Origin of the sequence: Micrococcus sp. UYEF5 (assembly GCF_040546065.1) — a bacterium.
Classification (GTDB): domain Bacteria; phylum Actinomycetota; class Actinomycetes; order Actinomycetales; family Micrococcaceae; genus Micrococcus; species Micrococcus luteus.
In genome coordinates this window covers 79866-95982 of sequence record NZ_JBEPNB010000004.1, presented here as the reverse complement: position 1 = coordinate 95982, position 16117 = coordinate 79866, and the positions used below count along the sequence as shown (strand labels likewise).

The window sequence follows — 16117 nt, the reverse complement described above, 5'->3', positions numbered from 1 at the left end:
AGGACTCATGACCGAGACGCCCCTGACCCCCGAGGCCAGCGTGATCGTCCCCAGCCGGGGCGGAGCCCAGCGGCTGCCGCGCCTGATCGGCGCCCTCGCCGCGCAGGAGGACGCCCCGCCGTTCGAGGTCCATGTGGCCGTGGACGGGGATGTGGACGGGTCGGCAGCGGTGCTCGCCCAGTTGGCCGCAGAACATCCGGGCCTGGACCTGAGTTGGACCGTCTTCCGGGAGAACCGCGGACGGGTCGCTGCGCTCAACGCCGGCGCCGACGCGACGTCCGGCCGCATCCTCATCCGCGCGGACGACGATCTCGAGCCCGGACCGCACTACATCCGGGACCACGTGGCCGCTCATGAGGAGGGTCCTCGGGGTGTCATCGGCCTGACCAAGGACGTCCTGCCCGAAACGGCCTATCAAAAGGTCTACGGCACGGCGCAGGGGCGCACCCACCGGGCCCACGCATACGCTCTGCCCGCAGAGCAGCAGTGGCGGCACTGGGCGGGCAACGTCTCCGTGCCCCGCACTCTGCACGAGGAGCTCGGCGGCTACGACCCGGACTACCGCCGCTACGGGTGGGAGGACGTCGACTTCGGCTACCGGCTCCACGCGGCGGGATACCCCGTGGTGATCTGCCCGGAGCTGGAGACGCGGCATCATGCCGCCGCCGCGACGACGTACACCAAGGCCCGCCGGGCCCTGCACTCGGGTTCTGCCCGGCAGACGTTCGTAGCCAAGCACGGCGTCGGTGTCCTCGAGGGGGTCGGCGCCCCCGCGGGGCTGTGGGGCGCCGCCGTGCGGGCGCTCGCCGCGGTCACTACGGAAGCCACCTTGGAACAGGGATCCAAGGCGGTCGACGCCCTGACGGGCCGCCTCCCCGCCCCGGTCGCCCGCAAGCTCATCGCGCTGCAGGTGGAGGCCGCCGCGGAGGCTGGCCGCGTCCACCCCGAGCGTGCTCGCCGCACGTTCTGACCATCGGCTCGCAGGAGAGGACCCCATGACCGCCGACGCCGCCGGCCGCATCGCGATCGCCCACGACTACCTGACGCAGAAGGGCGGAGCCGAGCGGGTCGTCCTGGCCCTGCACCGCATGTGGCCGGACGCCCCGATCTACACGACCTTCTACGACCCCGAGGGGACGTTCCCGGAGTTCAAGGACGCCCGGATCATCACCTCCCCCCTGAACCGGGTCGGCGTCCTGCGCAGGGATCCGCGCCGCGCCCTGCCGTTGCTGCCCGTCGCCTCCTCGCTCATGCACGTGAAGGAGCCGGTCGCGGTGGTCTCGACCTCCGGATGGGCCCACGGATTCCGTTACGACGGCGCCACGCTCGTCTACTGCCACACCCCGGCGCGCTGGGTCTACCTGCTGGACGACTACCTGGGCGAGGACGGTCAGAACAGCATCAAGGGCCGGATCGCCCGCGTGCTGCGCCCGGGTCTGCGCAGGTGGGACCGCGCGGCCGTTCGACGTCGATCACGCTATGTGGCCAACTCCACGGTGGTGAAGGAGCGCATCGAGGAGGTGTACGGGCTGATAGACGTGCCCGTCGTGTTCCCGCCGCACTCGGTGTCCACTGATGGACCCCAGGAGCCGATCCCGGGCGCCGAGCACCTTGCCGAGGGCGGATACTTGCTCTCCGTGGCGCGGCTCATGCCGTACAAGCACGTGGACGTGGCCATCCGTGCAGCGGAGCGCACCGGCCTGCGGCTGCTGGTGATCGGCAAGGGCCCCGAAGAGGCGCGCCTGAAGGCGATGGCTGGCGACGGCGTCGTCTTCGCCCAGGACCTCACCGACGCGCAGCTGCGCTGGGCCTACGCCCATGCCACCGCGCTGATCGCGGCCAGCCACGAGGACTTCGGAATCACTCCCCTGGAGGCGAGCGCGTGGGGCGTCCCCACCGTGGCGCTGCGGGCCGGCGGGTATCTGGACACGATCACAGAGGGCGTCAACGGGGTGTTCGTCGAGGCGCCCACGGTGGAAGCCGTGACCGATGGCGTCGAGCAGGCGCTGGCCCGGGACTGGGACCCCCCTGCGATGCGGGCGCACGCGGAGCGCTTCTCGGAGGACCAAATCGCCCGTCAGGTCCGCACCCAACTTGGGCAGCTCCAGACCCATGCCCGGAACAAGGGGGCGATGTGATGACCTGGGTCGTGACCGGAGGCGCCGGCTACATCGGGGCGCACGTCGTCCGGGCGTTTAGGGAGCGGGGTCTGCCGGTCGCGGTCGTAGACGACCTGTCCACCGGGCACCGGGAGTTCGTCCCCGACGGCGTCCCGTTCTTTCATGCGGATGTCACGGACACCGCAGCGCTGACGGCGGTGCTCCGTGAGAATGAGGCAGAGGGGGTCGTCCACGTCGCCGGGTACAAGTACGCGGGGGAGTCTGTTCGGGTGCCGTTGACGGCGTACCACGTCAACGTCCAGGGAACCGCGAGCGTACTCGCCGCGATGGCGGCCACGCAGGTGGAGAACATCGTCTTCTCGTCGTCGGCTGCGGTCTACGGGACACCCGCCGTTGAGCGGGTCACCGAGGACACATCGCCGGCACCTGAGTCGCCGTATGGCGAGTCAAAGCTGATCGGAGAGTGGCTGCTGCGGGACCAGGAGCGTGCCGTCGGCATCCGTCATACCAGCCTGCGGTACTTCAACGTGGTCGGATCCGGGTGGGCGGACATCACGGATCTCAGCCCCCACAACCTCTTCCCCATGGTCTTCTCTGCGCTGGAGAGGGGCGAGCGGCCCCGTATCTTCGGCGACGACTATGCGACCCCCGACGGCACCTGCATCCGGGACTACGTCCACGTCCAGGATGTCGCGGACGCGCACGTGGCGGCCGCGCGGGCGCTGACGTCCGGCGCGGGCCTGCACTCCGTGTACAACCTGGGGTCGGGGGAAGGGACCTCTGTGCGCGAGATCATGGCCGCGGTCCGTGACGTCACGGGGGTCTCCGACCCGCCGGAGGTGCACGCCCGACGCCCCGGGGATCCGGCGCGAATCGTGGCCGACGGCACGCTGGCAGCCCAGGACTTCGGCTGGCGTATGCGCCACTCGGTGGAGGACATGGTCCGGTCGGCGTGGGACGCCCATCGACGCCTGGGGATCTCAGCAAGCGGCGACGAATAGGCGAATCGGTTCAGCCTTGCTGAGGGGACGAGATCAGCCGTTCTAGCTCTTGGGTCAGACGCGGCGGCTCGGGCCACCCCATCACGGTGCCCATCTGTCGCAGGCGCCATCGCCAGTCGAGGGTGCGACGCGCGCACTCCTGCTGCTCGGCAGCTCGCTCGGGGGACCAGCGTTCGGCGGCCGCGGTCAGGATGGGCCAGGCATCCTCACGCGACGTCGGGGAGATCTCCAGCGTGGCCCCGTCCCATAGCGTGCTCGTCGCTGCGGCTGGCGCGGTCCCCGCCACGAGGCATCCGGCCGCGAGTGCATCCATCCACCGGCCGGTCAGGTAGTCCCGTGTGGGATGGGTGTACGGAGCGGGGCTGACGAGGTTCGAGAATGCGAGCACCAGTTTCGCCCCCATGAGGGCCTCTCGGACGTTGCGCTGGTTCTGGCCCGGGTCGTCACTCGTCGGCGGGCGCCCCGCGAACCGTAGGCCCTGCCGGTGGGCTTCCAGGGCCGTAGCGTCGTCGTCCGCCCAGGCTTCGGGCTGGCGGCCCAGGCGCAGCACATCGATGCCGCGGTGTTGCGCGGCGCCGGGGTAGAGCGCTGTGTCCGCGCCCCAGGGCAGGACGGAGACCGGGGTGCCGGTGATCTGCTCCCACTCCTCGACGAGCTGGGGGTCCGTGATGAACACCCGATCCACGTGGGCGGTGCCGCGCAGGAGTCGCGGTGTCCTGTCGGTCCAGAACGAGTCGATGACCCACACCGCGGTGGAGTCGTAACCCGGAAACCACAGACGGGGCCGGGCCGCGTAGGCGGCCATGCCCGCGTGGGGGGCGACGACGAGGAGGTGGTGACCCGGGCGCCGGCGACCCCGGGGCAGGGACGCTGCCGTCTTCCGGAACAGCGACACCTCCCCGTGGTCATCCACCACCGCCACGCGGGCGTCGAAGAGGCGAGCAGCGAGGGCCACAAGCTCGGCGACGGGCCCCCAGCCGGAGCCCCTGGGGCGGACGTACAGGATGTCGAGAGTCATGGGTTCTCCGGGGTGCGCGCCGGTTCAGCGGGCGTTCTCGAGCAGGTCCAGGAGATACCGGCCGTACCCGGACTTCACCAGCGGCTCGGCGCGCTCGCGCAGCTCGTCGTCTGTCAGCAGGCCCTGGCGCCAGGCGACCTCCTCCGGCGCTCCGACCTTGAGCCCCTGGCGGGACTCGATGGTGCGGATGAAGTTCGAGGCGTCGTTGAGGTCGTGGAAGGTGCCGGTGTCCAGCCAGGCCGTGCCCCGGGGGAGGACCTCGACGTTCAGGGTGCCGCGCTCCAGGTAGGTGCGGTTGACGTCGGTGATCTCCAGCTCACCACGTGCAGAGGGCTTCAGGGCGCGCGCGATCTCCACGACGTCGTTGTCGTAGAAGTACAGCCCGGGCACGGCGTAGTGGGACTTCGGCGCCGTGGGCTTCTCCTCGAGGGAGACCGCCCGCCCGGTGCCGTCGAACTCGACGACGCCGTAGGCGGTGGGGTCGGCCACCCAGTAGCCGAACACCGTGGCCCCGTGGACCTCGGTGTGGCGCCGCAGCTGCTGGCCCATCCCCGGCCCGTAGAAGATGTTGTCCCCGAGCACGAGGGCCACGTGGTCGTCGCCGATGTGCTCCTCTCCCAGGAGGAACGCCTGGGCGAGACCGTCGGGGGAGGGCTGCTGCACATAGGTGAGGGAGATCCCGAACTGGGAGCCGTCCCCCAGAAGGCGCTGGAACTGGCCGGCGTCGTGGGGGGTGGTGATCACCAGGATGTCGCTGATCCCCGCCAGGATGAGCGTCGAGAGCGGGTAGTAGATCATCGGCTTGTCGTACACCGGCACGAGCTGCTTCGAGATGGCGTGGGTGATCGGGTGCAGCCGGGAGCCCGTGCCGCCGGCCAGGATGATGCCCTTCATGGTGGCGACTCTATCGGGGCCTCACCGGCTCAGCACGTTGCCTTCCGCCGGGCCCGGGCCCAGCAGCGCCTGGACGTCGGCCCACGACGACGGCAACGTGTCCCCGATCGGGCGCAGCGTCCCCCGGGGATACCAGGCGGCGTTCGCGACCGCCTCACCGGACAGGAGCCGACGCCACACGGTGCGCAGTTCGTCCTCCGAGGCCGAGCCGAGCCAGCGCCAGTGGTAGGCCTTGTCCCCGTCCAGGTCCGCCAGGGCCACCGCAGCGGCACCGATGCGGGTTTTCCTTGCGAACTGCTCGAAGGACCGCCAGGGCAGGTGGAGGATGCGCAGCCCCTCGCCCTCGCGGGATCCCGGGCGGCTCACCTCGTGGTTGCCCATCGCCAGGACCGCCCCCTCCCATGCGCGGAAGGCGACCTTGTCGTCGAAGTGGCGGGCGGTGTCGAGGCGCCACTGCTGCCCGTCCGGCGTCGGGAAGAGGTTGTACAGGTGGGCCCGGCGCACCGGCGCCCCCGAGCCGGTGAGGGCGTCGACCAGCCGGCCTTGCGGGGCGAACCACAGTTCGTCCGCGTCGAAGGGGATGATCCACCGGGCCCCCGCGGCGGAGACCAGGTCGGCCAGGCGGGTCATCTTCGCGGACTGGTAGTAGGCCGCCTCACGGTCCGTGCCGACGTGCACATGGGGGAACTCCTCCGCCAGTCGTGCCAGCACCTGGGGGGTGTCGTCCTCGGACAGGTTGTCCACGATCAGCAGGTGGTCCACGCCCTGCCGCACGAGGTGACGGACCGCCGTCTCGATGACGTCCGCCTCGTTGCGCACCATGGCGATCGCCCAGGGCCCCGGATGGTCCTCGAGCGGCGGAACCTCGAGACCGGCCTCGGCGGCCGAGTACTGGGCCCGGAAGACGGGGTCCGCCCGCAGGCGGCGGGCCTCTGCGCGAAGCTCCGCGTCCTTGCGGGCCAGGAAGGCGCGGTGCTTGAGGGCACGCGCCGGGGAGAGGAGGTCCACAGTGATCGCTTCCGTCTCGGGGAGGAGAGGTCCTCTCGGTAGGGTAGCGGCATGGCCCGCCGCGATCCTGCCGCCGCCGCCCGTGCGCGGGCGCTCTCCCTGGTACGCACCCAGCAGCCCTTCGTCATCTGGGGCGCCGAGCCCATGAACGGGGGGAACTACCTCTACCTGTGGGCGACGGCGTGGGCGCGGCAGCGGCACACCGGCGAGCGATGGCTCGTGCGACACAAGCCCAAGATGGACCCGTGGCTCCAGGAGTTCCCCCTGCTGCAGGCGTTGACGGTCGACGAGGCGGACGTGGGCTGGCGGCAGAGGCGCACGGTGGAGTGGGGGCAGCAGGCGGGGCAGGATTTCCGCTTCAAGGACCTGCGGGACTTCGCGCGCGAGCTGCTGCTCGCGAGCGAGTCCTTCCGCAGCCGGATGGCCGCTCGCCCGGACGGCGTCGTGGTCGTCAATGTGCGACGCGGCGACTACTACGCGGACGCCGGCCTCAGGGCAGTCTTCGGCTTCGACATCCCCGGCTACGTGCATGCCGCGCTCCGGCGCATCCCGGCCGAGCGGCAGGAGCGTGTCGTCGTCGTGTCCGACGACCCGGGCTGGTGCGCCGCGCACCTCGGCTTCCTCGGGAAGGGGAGGTCCGTCGACTTTATGCCGACCCCGCACGACATGTTCGAGGACCTGGCGCAGCTGGCCGTGGCGCGAGACCTGATCCTGGGCAACTCCACGTTTTCGTACTGGGGCGGGTACCTCGCCACCGCGCGCTCCGCATGGGAGCGCCCGAGGACCGTCTTCGCCCCGCTCCATTTCAACCGCCTCTACAGCGACGGGGAGTCCCCGCTGCTCCTCCCCGAGTGGACGGCGATCCCCGATGACGAGTTCTCCATGCCGGACCGAATCCAGGAAGAGGCCTGACATCATGTCCATCCACGCCCACAGCGCCTCGACCCCCACGGCGCCGTCGGTGTCCGTGGTGATCCCCGTCTACAACGGCGCGCGCACCCTGCCGCTGCAGCTGGAGGCGCTCCGCACGCAGGTCGGTGCGCCCCCGTTCGAGGTCATCGTCGTGGACAACCGTTCCACCGACGACCTACAGGGCGCCATGCGGCCCTTCATGGAGTCCGGCCCCTCGCTCAGGGTGGTCCGGGCTGAGGCGCATCAGGGGTCCTCCTACGCCCGCAACAGGGGGATCGCCGCCGCCCGCGCCCCCTACGTCATGTTCTGCGATGCGGACGACGTCGTCTCGCGGCACTGGGTGGCCGCCGGGGCGGCGGCCTTCGGCACGACGTCGATCTGGACGGGTAGCGTGACGCACCTTCCCGCCGAGATCTTCGACCAGGGACTGGACGCCGTCCGCGACCGGCTCGGAGACGAGCTGCAGCCGCAGGACGGACCCGGCCGGGAGGTCTCCGGCCCCTTCCCCGTGCTGATGGGGGGCGACTTCGGAGCATCGCGTCAGTTGCTCGAAGCCGTAGGTGGCTTCGACCAGTCATTCCCCCACGCGGGCGATGACAACGACCTCGCCTTCCGCGTCCTACGAGCCGGGCACCGGCTGGTGGAGATGCCGCAGGTAAGGGTCGCCTCCCGGGGCAAGGCCAGCCCGCGGGCGGCTCGCAAGATCGCGTTCCGGTCCGCGAAGGCCCATGCGCTCCTGGCGGATCGCTATGGCGTGTGGGACCGCTCTCGAGCCACGACGTGGGCGAGCGAGCCCGTGCGGTGCCTGGGGGCGGCGCTGAAGATGGCGGCCCATCCGACGACGGCGGACTGGCGGGGGCTCGCTTCGCGGACGGCGATGGCCGCCGGCACGCTCGCGGGAGCCGTGGAGTACCACCTGTTGCGCCGTCGTCCCACACCGCAGGTCGGCCTGGGCCTTGGCCCCGACGACCCGGCGCTCCCCGGGGAAGTGCGGCAGGGCGCAGGGGAACCCGGCGATCCCGAGTTGGTCAGTGTGATTATCCCGGCGTACAACGCCGAGGCCTACATCGCCGAGCAGATCGAGAGCCTGGCCGTGCAGGTGGACCCTCCGGAGTTCGAGGTGATCGTGGCCGACAATGGGAGCACGGACCGCACGGTGTCGGCTACCCGCGAGGCCGCGAAGCGCTACGGTCTCACTGTGACCGTGGTCGACGCCCGGGGGCCGGCGAGCGCCTCGCACGCCCGCAACGTCGGGGCCCTGGCGGCTGCGGGAGAGGTCCTGCTTTTCTGCGACGCAGACGACTTCGTCGGGCCCGAGTGGGTCCGGGAGCTCGCCGCGGCCGTGCGCTCGCGGGAGGACGCCCTGGCCGTGGGTACCCTCCTCCACCGGCGGTTCAACGACGCCGCCGTGCTCGCCGCCTATGACATCCCTTCCGAGGTCGGCGTGCCCGGCACGGACGCGACGGGGTATCCGGTGGTGCATGGCGGGTTCGCCGGGCACCTCCCCACCGTGGCGGGTAATGACTTCGGCGTCCGCCGCTCCATGTACCTCGCGGCTGGCGGGATGGACTCCTCTTTCCCCGGTGGCTCTGAGGAGACGGACTTCTCCTGGCGCGCCCAGCGCCGCGGGGTGGTCGTCGTGCACGCGCCGCATGCGGTCGTCCACTATCGCCTGCGGTCCACCCCGCAGACCGTCTTCCGGCAGCAGCGGATCCAGCAGGTCGGCAGGATGCTGCTGTGGATCCGCCACCGACACGAGGGCATGAGTGGGCCGAGCTGGCGGGTGTCGGCCACGGAGGTGGCTCGCCACCTTCCGGCCTACGTCGTCACCCGCGAGCGCGGCGCGCGGCTACGCCACGCCCGAATCGCCGGCGGGCACCTGGGCGCCCTGCAGGGTATGGTCCGCTACCGGCTGTTGAAGCGGATCCCACCACGGCGGCTGATGGACGGGGCCTCCGCCGTCGGGTTCTGATCTACGGACCCTCCTGCCTGGCGGGCCGCCGCGGCGGCTCGCCGGGTCGCCTCAGCGAGCCTTGATGTCGTGCGCGGTGGCCCGAACGGCGAGACGCGAGGCTTGCCATCGCGAGCGCAGCGCTACCGCCGTCTTCAGGCGGACCAGGAGACCATCGGCGTGGCCAGGCGTCTCGCCATCGCGGGCAAGGGACTCCGCATCCCGCGTCGTGGACCCGCCCATATAGGTCACCAGCCCGGGTCTCAGCACGCGAATGTCGAGACCGTACCTGTCCCGGAACAGCGGCCAGTCGTCGGCGATGGTCCAGGGGCCGCCCGCATCTTCTACGAGTCCCGAGACGAGCTTGCGTGCACCCGAGCGAGTGACCAGATAAAAGGCTGTCGTGTATGGATTTCCCTCGAACCGGCCGATCCGTCGGATTCGGCCCCCGCGCACAATGGGGCGAGACAGTAGCGAGAGTTGGGACTCGGTCATAAGAATGCGGTGGAACGCGAGCGAGGGGTTCGTGGGGGCGCGATCTGCCAGCACGGCGATGTCGAAGGAGTTGTCCTTTAGGATGCAGTTGAGGACCGCCTCCGTCTCGGTCGGCATGAGGACGTCGTCCTCGGAGATAAGAGCCACCCCGTCGTCGGGGCCTGTGCTCGACGCGAAGGACTCGAGGACACGGAAGTGGCTGATGGCGCATCCCGCCTGGCCGGGGGTGGGTGAACCGGGGTAGTGCTCGCGGTAGCGGGCCACATTGAAGTAAGGGGACGGATCCGAGGTGGAGCCGTTGAACGCATCGTAAAAGCGGAACCAGGCGGCCCCCGGCCCATCCATGAACCGGGGGCGTCGATCACTGTCGGTGAGCGAGATGCAAACCCGGCGCTCCAACCGGCTTGAATGAACCATGCGCCCAGCATAGCCAAGGGCGGTTCCCCTTTCCGAGGTTCCGACAGAGGGCTACCTGGCGAGGTCCCCGCACCCTTCCTCCAGCACGGTCCACGAAGGCCTGAGCTGGTGAGCACGACCACCGTTGAGGTTACGGCTGAACAGTGCCGGTGCAATGACGAGACGGCCCGGGTGCAACTCGTCGCCGATGTATCCACCCCAATAGGAGAAGGTGGAGTTCGTGATGATCAGGCGGCGGGCATGCACGACGGCGCGCAGATCGTGGAAGAGGTCGCCGTCCTTATAGACCACCTCGCCGTGAAGGCCGAGAACGGGACCGAGATGCTCCCTGCACCAGTCTAGGCCGTCCGAAATCACCACGATCCGTGAGAGGGGGCCGGAGAGCGCCGCTGTTCGGCTGATGGCGGCCCGAATGTAGGCCACCTGGTCCATTCCGAACTCGGCCTCATGCTGGGGAACCGAGTAGTAGTCGCCCCGCCGCACGTTCACGATGACATCATCCTTGGAGAGGCCATCCGGGTCCAAGGCGACGGGGGAGCCGGAGAGCAACACCTCACGTATGAAGCTCCTGAGTTCGGCGGGCTGATAGGGCACCGGCTGCGGGGACTCCTCTCGCCACGGCATCACCCGTCGAGCGGTGAAGGGTACGCGGTCCCTCGGGATGAAGTAGCGCTCCCGCAAAGTGGGGAAGAGTGCGACCGCTGCCTCGCGTTTGGGGTGCAATAGGACCCTGCGCGACTCTCGATGCGTGTGGCCTTCGAACGCCCACAACCCTTGATACAGGAGATTTCCCAAGCCCATCCAATCGGGAACCCAGGACACAGGATCGCCGCGACGGATGGTTGTCAGGGCGCGTGACTTCGCTTTGTTGAGGAACCTCATGCCTTGCAATCTACAGGGCGGTCATGAACAGGCGTTCCTTTCGCCTTCTAGAGCGTGACGAGCTTCGCAATCTTGCCCAGGGGATTGTCGCCCCGAGGGTATCCCCCTGCTGGTTCTATTTATGGCCCCTCGGGCGATGGGCTGCCCGCGCTCCCCCCTGGAGCAGACGCCTCCAACTGCTGTGGCGAAGATCCAGTCCATTGCGTGGCCTGCGAGTCGTCGCAGCGATAGGCCTTGTCCAGCGGTGTGATCTCCTTCTCCAAGGGATTGTGCTCGTGGTACTTGTGGGAGAGGGGTAGGCAATGTCTGTGAGGATCTGAGTCCAGCCCACGGGATACAATTCGACCTCGCCCCGTACGCCTCCCGGGTGGTTCCTCAGAAGGGGGAGGAAGTAGTCCAGGCGCCGTTCGACCTCGTGGAACAACTCCGTCGTGGGCCATGGGGGCCGGCGCTCCATCCTGCCAGTGTCGAATGGGGCACCATGCTCGCCGCCTGCGCTCCCGTTACCCTTGCCCCATGCACCTCCTCGTCACCGGCGGCGCCGGGTTCATCGGTTCGAACTTCGTCCACCACGTGGTCCGCGAGACTGGGCACGACGTCGTCGTCCTGGACAAGCTGACCTACGCCGGCAACCGGGAGAACCTCGCCGGCCTGCCGGAGGACCGCGTCACTCTCGAGGTCGGGGACATCTGCGACGCGGCCCTGGTGGACCGCCTGGTCGCCGAGTCGGACGCCGTCGTGCACTACGCGGCGGAGTCCCACAACGACAATTCGCTGAACGATCCCTCGCCGTTCATCCAGACGAACATCGTCGGGACCTTCGTCCTCCTGGAGGCGGTGCGCAAGCACGGCAAGCGGTTCCACCACGTGTCCACGGACGAGGTCTACGGTGACCTCGAGCTCGAGGACCCGGCGAAGTTCACCGAGACCACCCCGTACAACCCCTCCAGCCCCTACTCGGCCTCGAAGGCCGGCTCGGACCACCTGGTGCGCGCGTGGGTGCGCTCCTTCGGCGTGCAGGCCACGCTGAGCAACTGCTCCAACAACTACGGGCCGTACCAGCACATCGAGAAGTTCATCCCGCGCCAGATCACCAACCTGATCGACGGCGTCCGCCCCCGCCTCTACGGCCAGGGCGTCAACGTCCGCGACTGGATCCACACGGAGGACCACTCCTCGGCCGTGCTGCGCATCCTCGAACGCGGCGAGATCGGCCGCACGTACCTGATCGGCTCGGACGGCGAGAGGAACAACAGGGAGATCGTGGAGATCCTCCTCGAGCTCTTCGACCGCCCCGCGGACGACTACGACCTCGTGGCCGACCGCCCCGGCCACGACCTGCGCTACGCGATCGACAACACCGCCCTGCGCACCGAGCTCGGCTGGGAGCCGCAGTTCACGGACATCCGCGCCGGTCTGGCGGACACGGTCCGCTGGTACCGCGAGAACGAGGCCTGGTGGCGTCCGGCCAAGGCCGCCGTCGAGGCCACGTACCGCGCCCAGGGTCAGTGAGGAGGCACCGCTGATGCGCATCACCGAGACCGCCATCCCCGGCCTGCTCGTCCTCGACCTCGACGTCCACGGGGACAACCGCGGCTGGTTCAAGGAGAACTGGCAGCGGGAGAAGATCCGCGCCCTCGCCGCCGAGCACCCCCGCCTGGCCGCGCTCGCCCCGGTGCAGAACAACATCTCCTTCAACGACGCCGTCGGCACCACCCGCGGCATCCACGCCGAACCGTGGGACAAGTACGTGGCCGTCGCCCACGGCCGGATCTTCGGCGCCTGGGTGGACCTGCGGGAAGGGCCGTCCTTCGGCGCCGTCGCCACCGTGGAGCTCGGCCCGGAGAAGGCCGTCTTCGTGCCGCGCGGGGTGGGCAACTCCTACCAGACGCTCGAACCGGACACCGCCTACACCTACCTGGTGAACGACCACTGGTCCGCCGACGCGCAAGGCCAGTACACGTTCCTCAACCTCGCGGACCCGACGGCGGCCATCACCTGGCCCATCCCGCTCGAGGACGCCGTACTCTCGGACAAGGACCGCGCCCACCCGATGCTCGCGGACGTCACCCCCATGCCGCCCGCCCCGATCCTCGTGCTCGGCGCCGGCGGCCAGCTCGGCCGCGCCCTCGTGGCCCGCGCCGAGGCCGCGGGGATCCCGGTCGAGGCCCACGGCCGGGACACCTGGGACATGACCGATCCGGTGTCCTGGCCGCGGGAGCACTTCCGCGGCCTGCGCGCCGTGGTCAACGCGTCCGCCATGACCGCGGTGGACGCCGCTGAGACGCCCGAGGGCCGGGCCCAGGCCTGGGCCGTCAACGCGACCGCCGTCGCCGAGCTCGCCCGCCGCTGCACCGAGGCCGGCGTCCCCCTGGCCCACGTCTCGACCGACTACGTGTTCGACGGCGCCCTCCCCGTGGGCCACGAGCACCCGGTGGACCACCCGCTCGCGCCGCTGGGCGTCTACGGCCAGTCGAAGGCCGCCGGCGAGGCCGCAGTGCGCACCGTGCCGCGGCACTGGATCGTGCGCACCTCCTGGGTGATCGGGGAGGGGAAGAACTTCGTGGCCACGATGGCCTCCCTCGCCGAGCGCGGGATCGACCCGGCCGTCGTCGCCGACCAGCACGGCCGCCTCACCTTCGCCGACGACCTCGCCGACGCCCTGCTGCACCTGGTCACCACGGACGCGCCCACGGGCACGTTCCACATGACCAACAGCGGCGACGTGGTCACCTGGCACGACGTCGCCCGGTGGGTCTTCGAGGACACCGGCCACGACGCCGCGCGCGTCTCCGCCACGACCACCGCCGCGTACCTGGCCGGCAAGGAGGGCGTGGCCCCGCGGCCGACCAACAGCGCCCTCGACCTCGGATCCCTGGCCGCCGTCGGCTACACCGCCCCGGACCAGCGCGAACGGCTGCGGACGTACCTGTCAGAAACGGCGGGTGGCACACGCTGATACTCTTGCGGACATCGCGTCTGCTCAAAGAAAATACATCTGGCATACATCTCGCCCCGAAAGGCCCCTCATGACTGCTCGCTCCGCTTCCACCCCCGCGTCAGGCCCGAGCCGGCGCGCCGTCGCCACCGGTCTGGCCTGGTCTGTCCCCGCCGTGGCCATGGTCTCGGCGGCGCCGTCCTTTGCCGCTTCGCTGCGCAAGGATCCCGGCATCAACGGCTGGGTGCTGAACACGACACGTGATCTTGGTGGCTGCCGCTATTCTCTCGAGGTGAACTCGGCGCCCTCCCGTGGGGGCGCCACTCCCGATGGCGCGCCCTGGGGGCTCTACCTCTACGACGTCTCCAAGGACGCCAGCTACAGCGGCGCCAAGCTCGTCTACTGGGTGCGCGGCACTCATACTGCGACCCGGAACCCGATCACCTGGCAGGCGGCCACCGGGCATTCGACGAAGTGGTCAGGCCCCGTGCGGGGTGCCGCGCAGACCAAGGCTGACGGTTTCGTGTACACCCCCTACACCTGGACGTACACCGGCACCATTGACCCGGCGGACGTCCGTAGTGACGGGCGGCTCTACCTCGAGACCTTCCATGTGCAGGCCGCCGACTTCTCCATGTGGGAGAATAACCGTTGCCTGCCCCTGGACTACTGGACATACCGGGAGATCGTCGTGGACCCGGACGGGCCCACCGGGCCGCAGCAGCCGATGACACTCAGCTTCGAACGCCGCAACGGGCCGAGCGGACCCTACGTTCCCGGCGCTCAGGGGCGCATGGCGGTCACGCCGGACGCCGAAGCCACAGCAAATCTGCAGCAGCTGAGCAGCTGAACCGGGCCACCCGCCCCCGTCGTGCGGGTGGTGTCCTGTCGGGGTTGCCCAGGCGAGGGAGCGCGCGCTCCGTGATCGACGGGGCCGCAGCCAGCACTGGCCGGCTCGCACAGACGTAGTGGGGCCCCGCACCGGAAGGTGCGGGGCCCCAGCGTGTGGAGGGGACTGGCGTCAGCCCTTCTTCGCCCGTGCGGCCCGACGGGACTTCTTTCCGCCCTTGCCGGTTCCCTGCAGGTACTTGTCATGGGACTTGTGGTACGTGCTCTCGTACCCGTAGCCGTAGGAGTAGCCGCCGCCGCGCTGGGAGCGCGCGACGCCGTTCATGACCACGCCCAGCAGATGCGCGTCCACCGCGGCGAGATTCTCCACAGCCGCCTCCAGGTGGTCCTTGCGGGTCCGCCCCTGACGCACCACGAGCACAGTCCCGTCCACGGCCGTGGCCAGGAGGGAGCCGTCCGTGACGGGCAGCAGGGGAGGGGAGTCGACGATGACGAAGAAGTCCTCCGATGCCAGCTTCAGCAGGGCCCGCATGCGCTTCGAGCCCAGCAGCTCCGACGGGTTCGGGGGCGTCCGGCCGGCGGGAAGCAGCGTGAGGTTCGGGATGCCGGTCGCCGCGAGGGCGTCGTCCGGCTGCACCTCACCGGCCAGCACCTCGGACAGGCCCACGTCGCCCGCCACCTGGAAGAGGTCGTGCTGCCGGGGCCGCCGCAGGTCGGCGTCCACCACGAGCACCCGTTCGCCGGCCAGGGCCAGGGCGCGGGCCAGGTTCGATGCGACGGTCGACTTGCCCTCGGAGGGGTCCGCGCTCGTGAACGAGACGACGCGGGGCGGCTCGTCGACGGAGACGAACTTGAGATTGGTGCGCAGCGCCCGGATGGCCTCGCCGGCCCGGGGGTCGAGGTCCACGGCCTCCTCGCCCGTGCGGGTCAGGGACGCGTTCTCCGGGACGGCCCCGATGACGCCGGCGCCGGTGATCTCCTTCACGTCGGCGCGGCTGCGCACCTTCACGTCCAGGAGACGACGGAGCACGGCGATGGCGAGTCCCGCACCCAGTCCGGCCACCGCGCCCAAGAGGACGTTGCGCCGGGTGTCAGGGCTCACGGGGGCAGAGGGCACGCGGGCATCGGACAGCGGCACGACCTCCAGCGGGCTGTTCTTGTCCACGTCCGCCGCCACGTCCGCCGTCGCCTGCAGTGCACTGTTCGCCAGCTGCGCGGCGGTCTCGGGATCGGTCGAGGTGGCGGTCACCTTGATCATGCTGGACTCGGGGACGAGCACCGCGGAGAGCGAGCCGTCGCCGTCCTGCCCCGTGTCCTGTGCCACGCGTTCACGCACGGCCTCGCTGTTGATCAGGGCGACGTAGGCCTGAGCCCGGCTCTCGGCGGGCAGGTTGCTGGTGATGAGGCTCTGATCTGCAGCCCGGGCGGCGAGGAACCCCTGAGATTCGGATGCGTAGATCCGGGGCTGCAGTGCGGAGTAGCCCCAACCCAACAGACCCCCCACAAGGGCTGCTGCCAGGAGCAGCAGGAGGTTGGCGCGCAGGAGGCGGAAGAAGTCGACGATCGTCACGGAGCACCTCGGGGGTCATGGACGGGGATGCGCGGGCCGTTGTGGCCAGGAAACGCACAGGT

14 protein-coding genes are annotated in these 16117 nt (G+C 70.0%); 8 read left to right on the top strand and 6 right to left on the bottom strand.

The genetic code is table 11. The annotated features are described in order from the left end of the window. Positions 1 to 7 precede the first annotated feature (7 nt). From ABIB16_RS05595 to galE, 3 genes are read left to right on the top strand one after another with little or no spacing between them, the layout of a single operon-like run. Positions 8 to 970, top strand: coding sequence for a glycosyltransferase family 2 protein (locus ABIB16_RS05595; protein WP_036340531.1), 963 nt, complete (start codon positions 8 to 10; stop codon positions 968 to 970). A gap of 25 nt (positions 971 to 995) precedes the next feature. Then, positions 996 to 2138, top strand: coding sequence for a glycosyltransferase (locus ABIB16_RS05590; protein ID WP_144862311.1), 1143 nt, complete (start codon positions 996 to 998; stop codon positions 2136 to 2138). Then, positions 2138 to 3121, top strand: a complete 984-nt coding sequence (galE, locus tag ABIB16_RS05585) for a UDP-glucose 4-epimerase GalE (RefSeq protein ID WP_036340621.1) — start codon at positions 2138 to 2140, stop codon at positions 3119 to 3121. Before ABIB16_RS05590 ends, galE begins: the two co-directional genes overlap by 1 nt. A gap of 10 nt (positions 3122 to 3131) precedes the next feature. Here galE and ABIB16_RS05580 read toward each other — a convergent pair whose 3' ends face one another. Genes ABIB16_RS05580 through ABIB16_RS05570 form a run of 3 tightly spaced genes read right to left on the bottom strand, consistent with a single transcriptional unit; the run spans position 3132 to position 6041 of the window. Further along, a complete protein-coding gene (locus ABIB16_RS05580) occupies positions 3132 to 4139 on the bottom strand; it encodes a CgeB family protein (protein WP_052001258.1) in 1008 nt (335 codons plus the stop codon). Between the two features lie 24 nt (positions 4140 to 4163). Further along, positions 4164 to 5033, bottom strand: a complete 870-nt coding sequence (rfbA, locus tag ABIB16_RS05575) for a glucose-1-phosphate thymidylyltransferase RfbA (RefSeq protein ID WP_036340537.1) — start codon at positions 5031 to 5033, stop codon at positions 4164 to 4166. A 21-nt stretch (positions 5034 to 5054) separates the two neighbouring features. Beyond that, positions 5055 to 6041: a glycosyltransferase family 2 protein gene (locus ABIB16_RS05570; protein ID WP_052001260.1), complete on the bottom strand. Its 987-nt coding sequence runs from the start codon at positions 6039 to 6041 to the stop codon at positions 5055 to 5057. 51 nt (positions 6042 to 6092) lie between these two features. On the opposite strand from ABIB16_RS05570, the gene ABIB16_RS05565 reads away from it, so the two are divergent. Both ABIB16_RS05565 and ABIB16_RS05560 read left to right on the top strand, forming a co-directional pair. After that, positions 6093 to 6953 carry an alpha-1,2-fucosyltransferase gene (locus ABIB16_RS05565; protein ID WP_052001262.1) on the top strand — a complete coding sequence of 287 codons (861 nt, stop codon included), beginning with the start codon at positions 6093 to 6095 and terminating at the stop codon, positions 6951 to 6953. A gap of 4 nt (positions 6954 to 6957) precedes the next feature. Continuing rightward, positions 6958 to 8925 carry a glycosyltransferase gene (locus tag ABIB16_RS05560; protein WP_036340540.1) on the top strand — a complete coding sequence of 656 codons (1968 nt, stop codon included), beginning with the start codon at positions 6958 to 6960 and terminating at the stop codon, positions 8923 to 8925. Positions 8926 to 8976: 51 nt separating this feature from the next. Here the strand turns inward: ABIB16_RS05560 and ABIB16_RS05555 are convergent, their stop codons facing one another. Further along, entirely contained in the window at positions 8977 to 9816 is an 840-nt protein-coding gene (locus tag ABIB16_RS05555) for a glycosyltransferase family 25 protein (protein ID WP_080695003.1), read from the bottom strand. A 51-nt stretch (positions 9817 to 9867) separates the two neighbouring features. Next, positions 9868 to 10698 carry an alpha-1,2-fucosyltransferase gene (locus ABIB16_RS05550; RefSeq protein WP_080695004.1) on the bottom strand — a complete coding sequence of 277 codons (831 nt, stop codon included), beginning with the start codon at positions 10696 to 10698 and terminating at the stop codon, positions 9868 to 9870. A 516-nt stretch (positions 10699 to 11214) separates the two neighbouring features. On the opposite strand from ABIB16_RS05550, the gene rfbB reads away from it, so the two are divergent. The 3 genes from rfbB to ABIB16_RS05535 all read left to right on the top strand — a co-directional run bounded on the left by rfbB (position 11215) and on the right by ABIB16_RS05535 (position 14486). After that, positions 11215 to 12210 carry a dTDP-glucose 4,6-dehydratase gene (rfbB, locus tag ABIB16_RS05545; protein ID WP_036340549.1) on the top strand — a complete coding sequence of 332 codons (996 nt, stop codon included), beginning with the start codon at positions 11215 to 11217 and terminating at the stop codon, positions 12208 to 12210. Positions 12211 to 12223: 13 nt separating this feature from the next. Next, a complete protein-coding gene (locus tag ABIB16_RS05540; protein ID WP_036340551.1) occupies positions 12224 to 13657 on the top strand; it encodes a sugar nucleotide-binding protein in 1434 nt (477 codons plus the stop codon). A 70-nt stretch (positions 13658 to 13727) separates the two neighbouring features. Beyond that, entirely contained in the window at positions 13728 to 14486 is a 759-nt protein-coding gene (locus ABIB16_RS05535) for a hypothetical protein (RefSeq protein ID WP_036340554.1), read from the top strand. 171 nt (positions 14487 to 14657) lie between these two features. Here ABIB16_RS05535 and ABIB16_RS05530 read toward each other — a convergent pair whose 3' ends face one another. Continuing rightward, on the bottom strand, positions 14658 to 16055 hold the full coding sequence (locus tag ABIB16_RS05530) for a tyrosine-protein kinase domain-containing protein (protein ID WP_020626568.1): 1398 nt from the start codon (positions 16053 to 16055) through the stop codon (positions 14658 to 14660). Positions 16056 to 16117: the final 62 nt, after the last annotated feature.

Coding starts and splice junctions, on each gene's coding strand:
- ABIB16_RS05565 (WP_052001262.1), top strand. CDS start 6,093: ATGGCCCGCCGCGATCCTGCCGCCGCCGCCCGTGCGCGGGCGCTCTCC.
- ABIB16_RS05595 (WP_036340531.1), top strand. CDS start 8: ATGACCGAGACGCCCCTGACCCCCGAGGCCAGCGTGATCGTCCCCAGC.
- ABIB16_RS05540 (WP_036340551.1), top strand. CDS start 12,224: ATGCGCATCACCGAGACCGCCATCCCCGGCCTGCTCGTCCTCGACCTC.
- rfbA (WP_036340537.1), bottom strand. CDS start 5,033: ATGAAGGGCATCATCCTGGCCGGCGGCACGGGCTCCCGGCTGCACCCG.
- rfbB (WP_036340549.1), top strand. CDS start 11,215: ATGCACCTCCTCGTCACCGGCGGCGCCGGGTTCATCGGTTCGAACTTC.
- galE (WP_036340621.1), top strand. CDS start 2,138: ATGACCTGGGTCGTGACCGGAGGCGCCGGCTACATCGGGGCGCACGTC.
- ABIB16_RS05535 (WP_036340554.1), top strand. CDS start 13,728: ATGACTGCTCGCTCCGCTTCCACCCCCGCGTCAGGCCCGAGCCGGCGC.
- ABIB16_RS05550 (WP_080695004.1), bottom strand. CDS start 10,698: ATGAGGTTCCTCAACAAAGCGAAGTCACGCGCCCTGACAACCATCCGT.
- ABIB16_RS05580 (WP_052001258.1), bottom strand. CDS start 4,139: ATGACTCTCGACATCCTGTACGTCCGCCCCAGGGGCTCCGGCTGGGGG.
- ABIB16_RS05590 (WP_144862311.1), top strand. CDS start 996: ATGACCGCCGACGCCGCCGGCCGCATCGCGATCGCCCACGACTACCTG.
- ABIB16_RS05555 (WP_080695003.1), bottom strand. CDS start 9,816: ATGGTTCATTCAAGCCGGTTGGAGCGCCGGGTTTGCATCTCGCTCACC.
- ABIB16_RS05560 (WP_036340540.1), top strand. CDS start 6,958: ATGTCCATCCACGCCCACAGCGCCTCGACCCCCACGGCGCCGTCGGTG.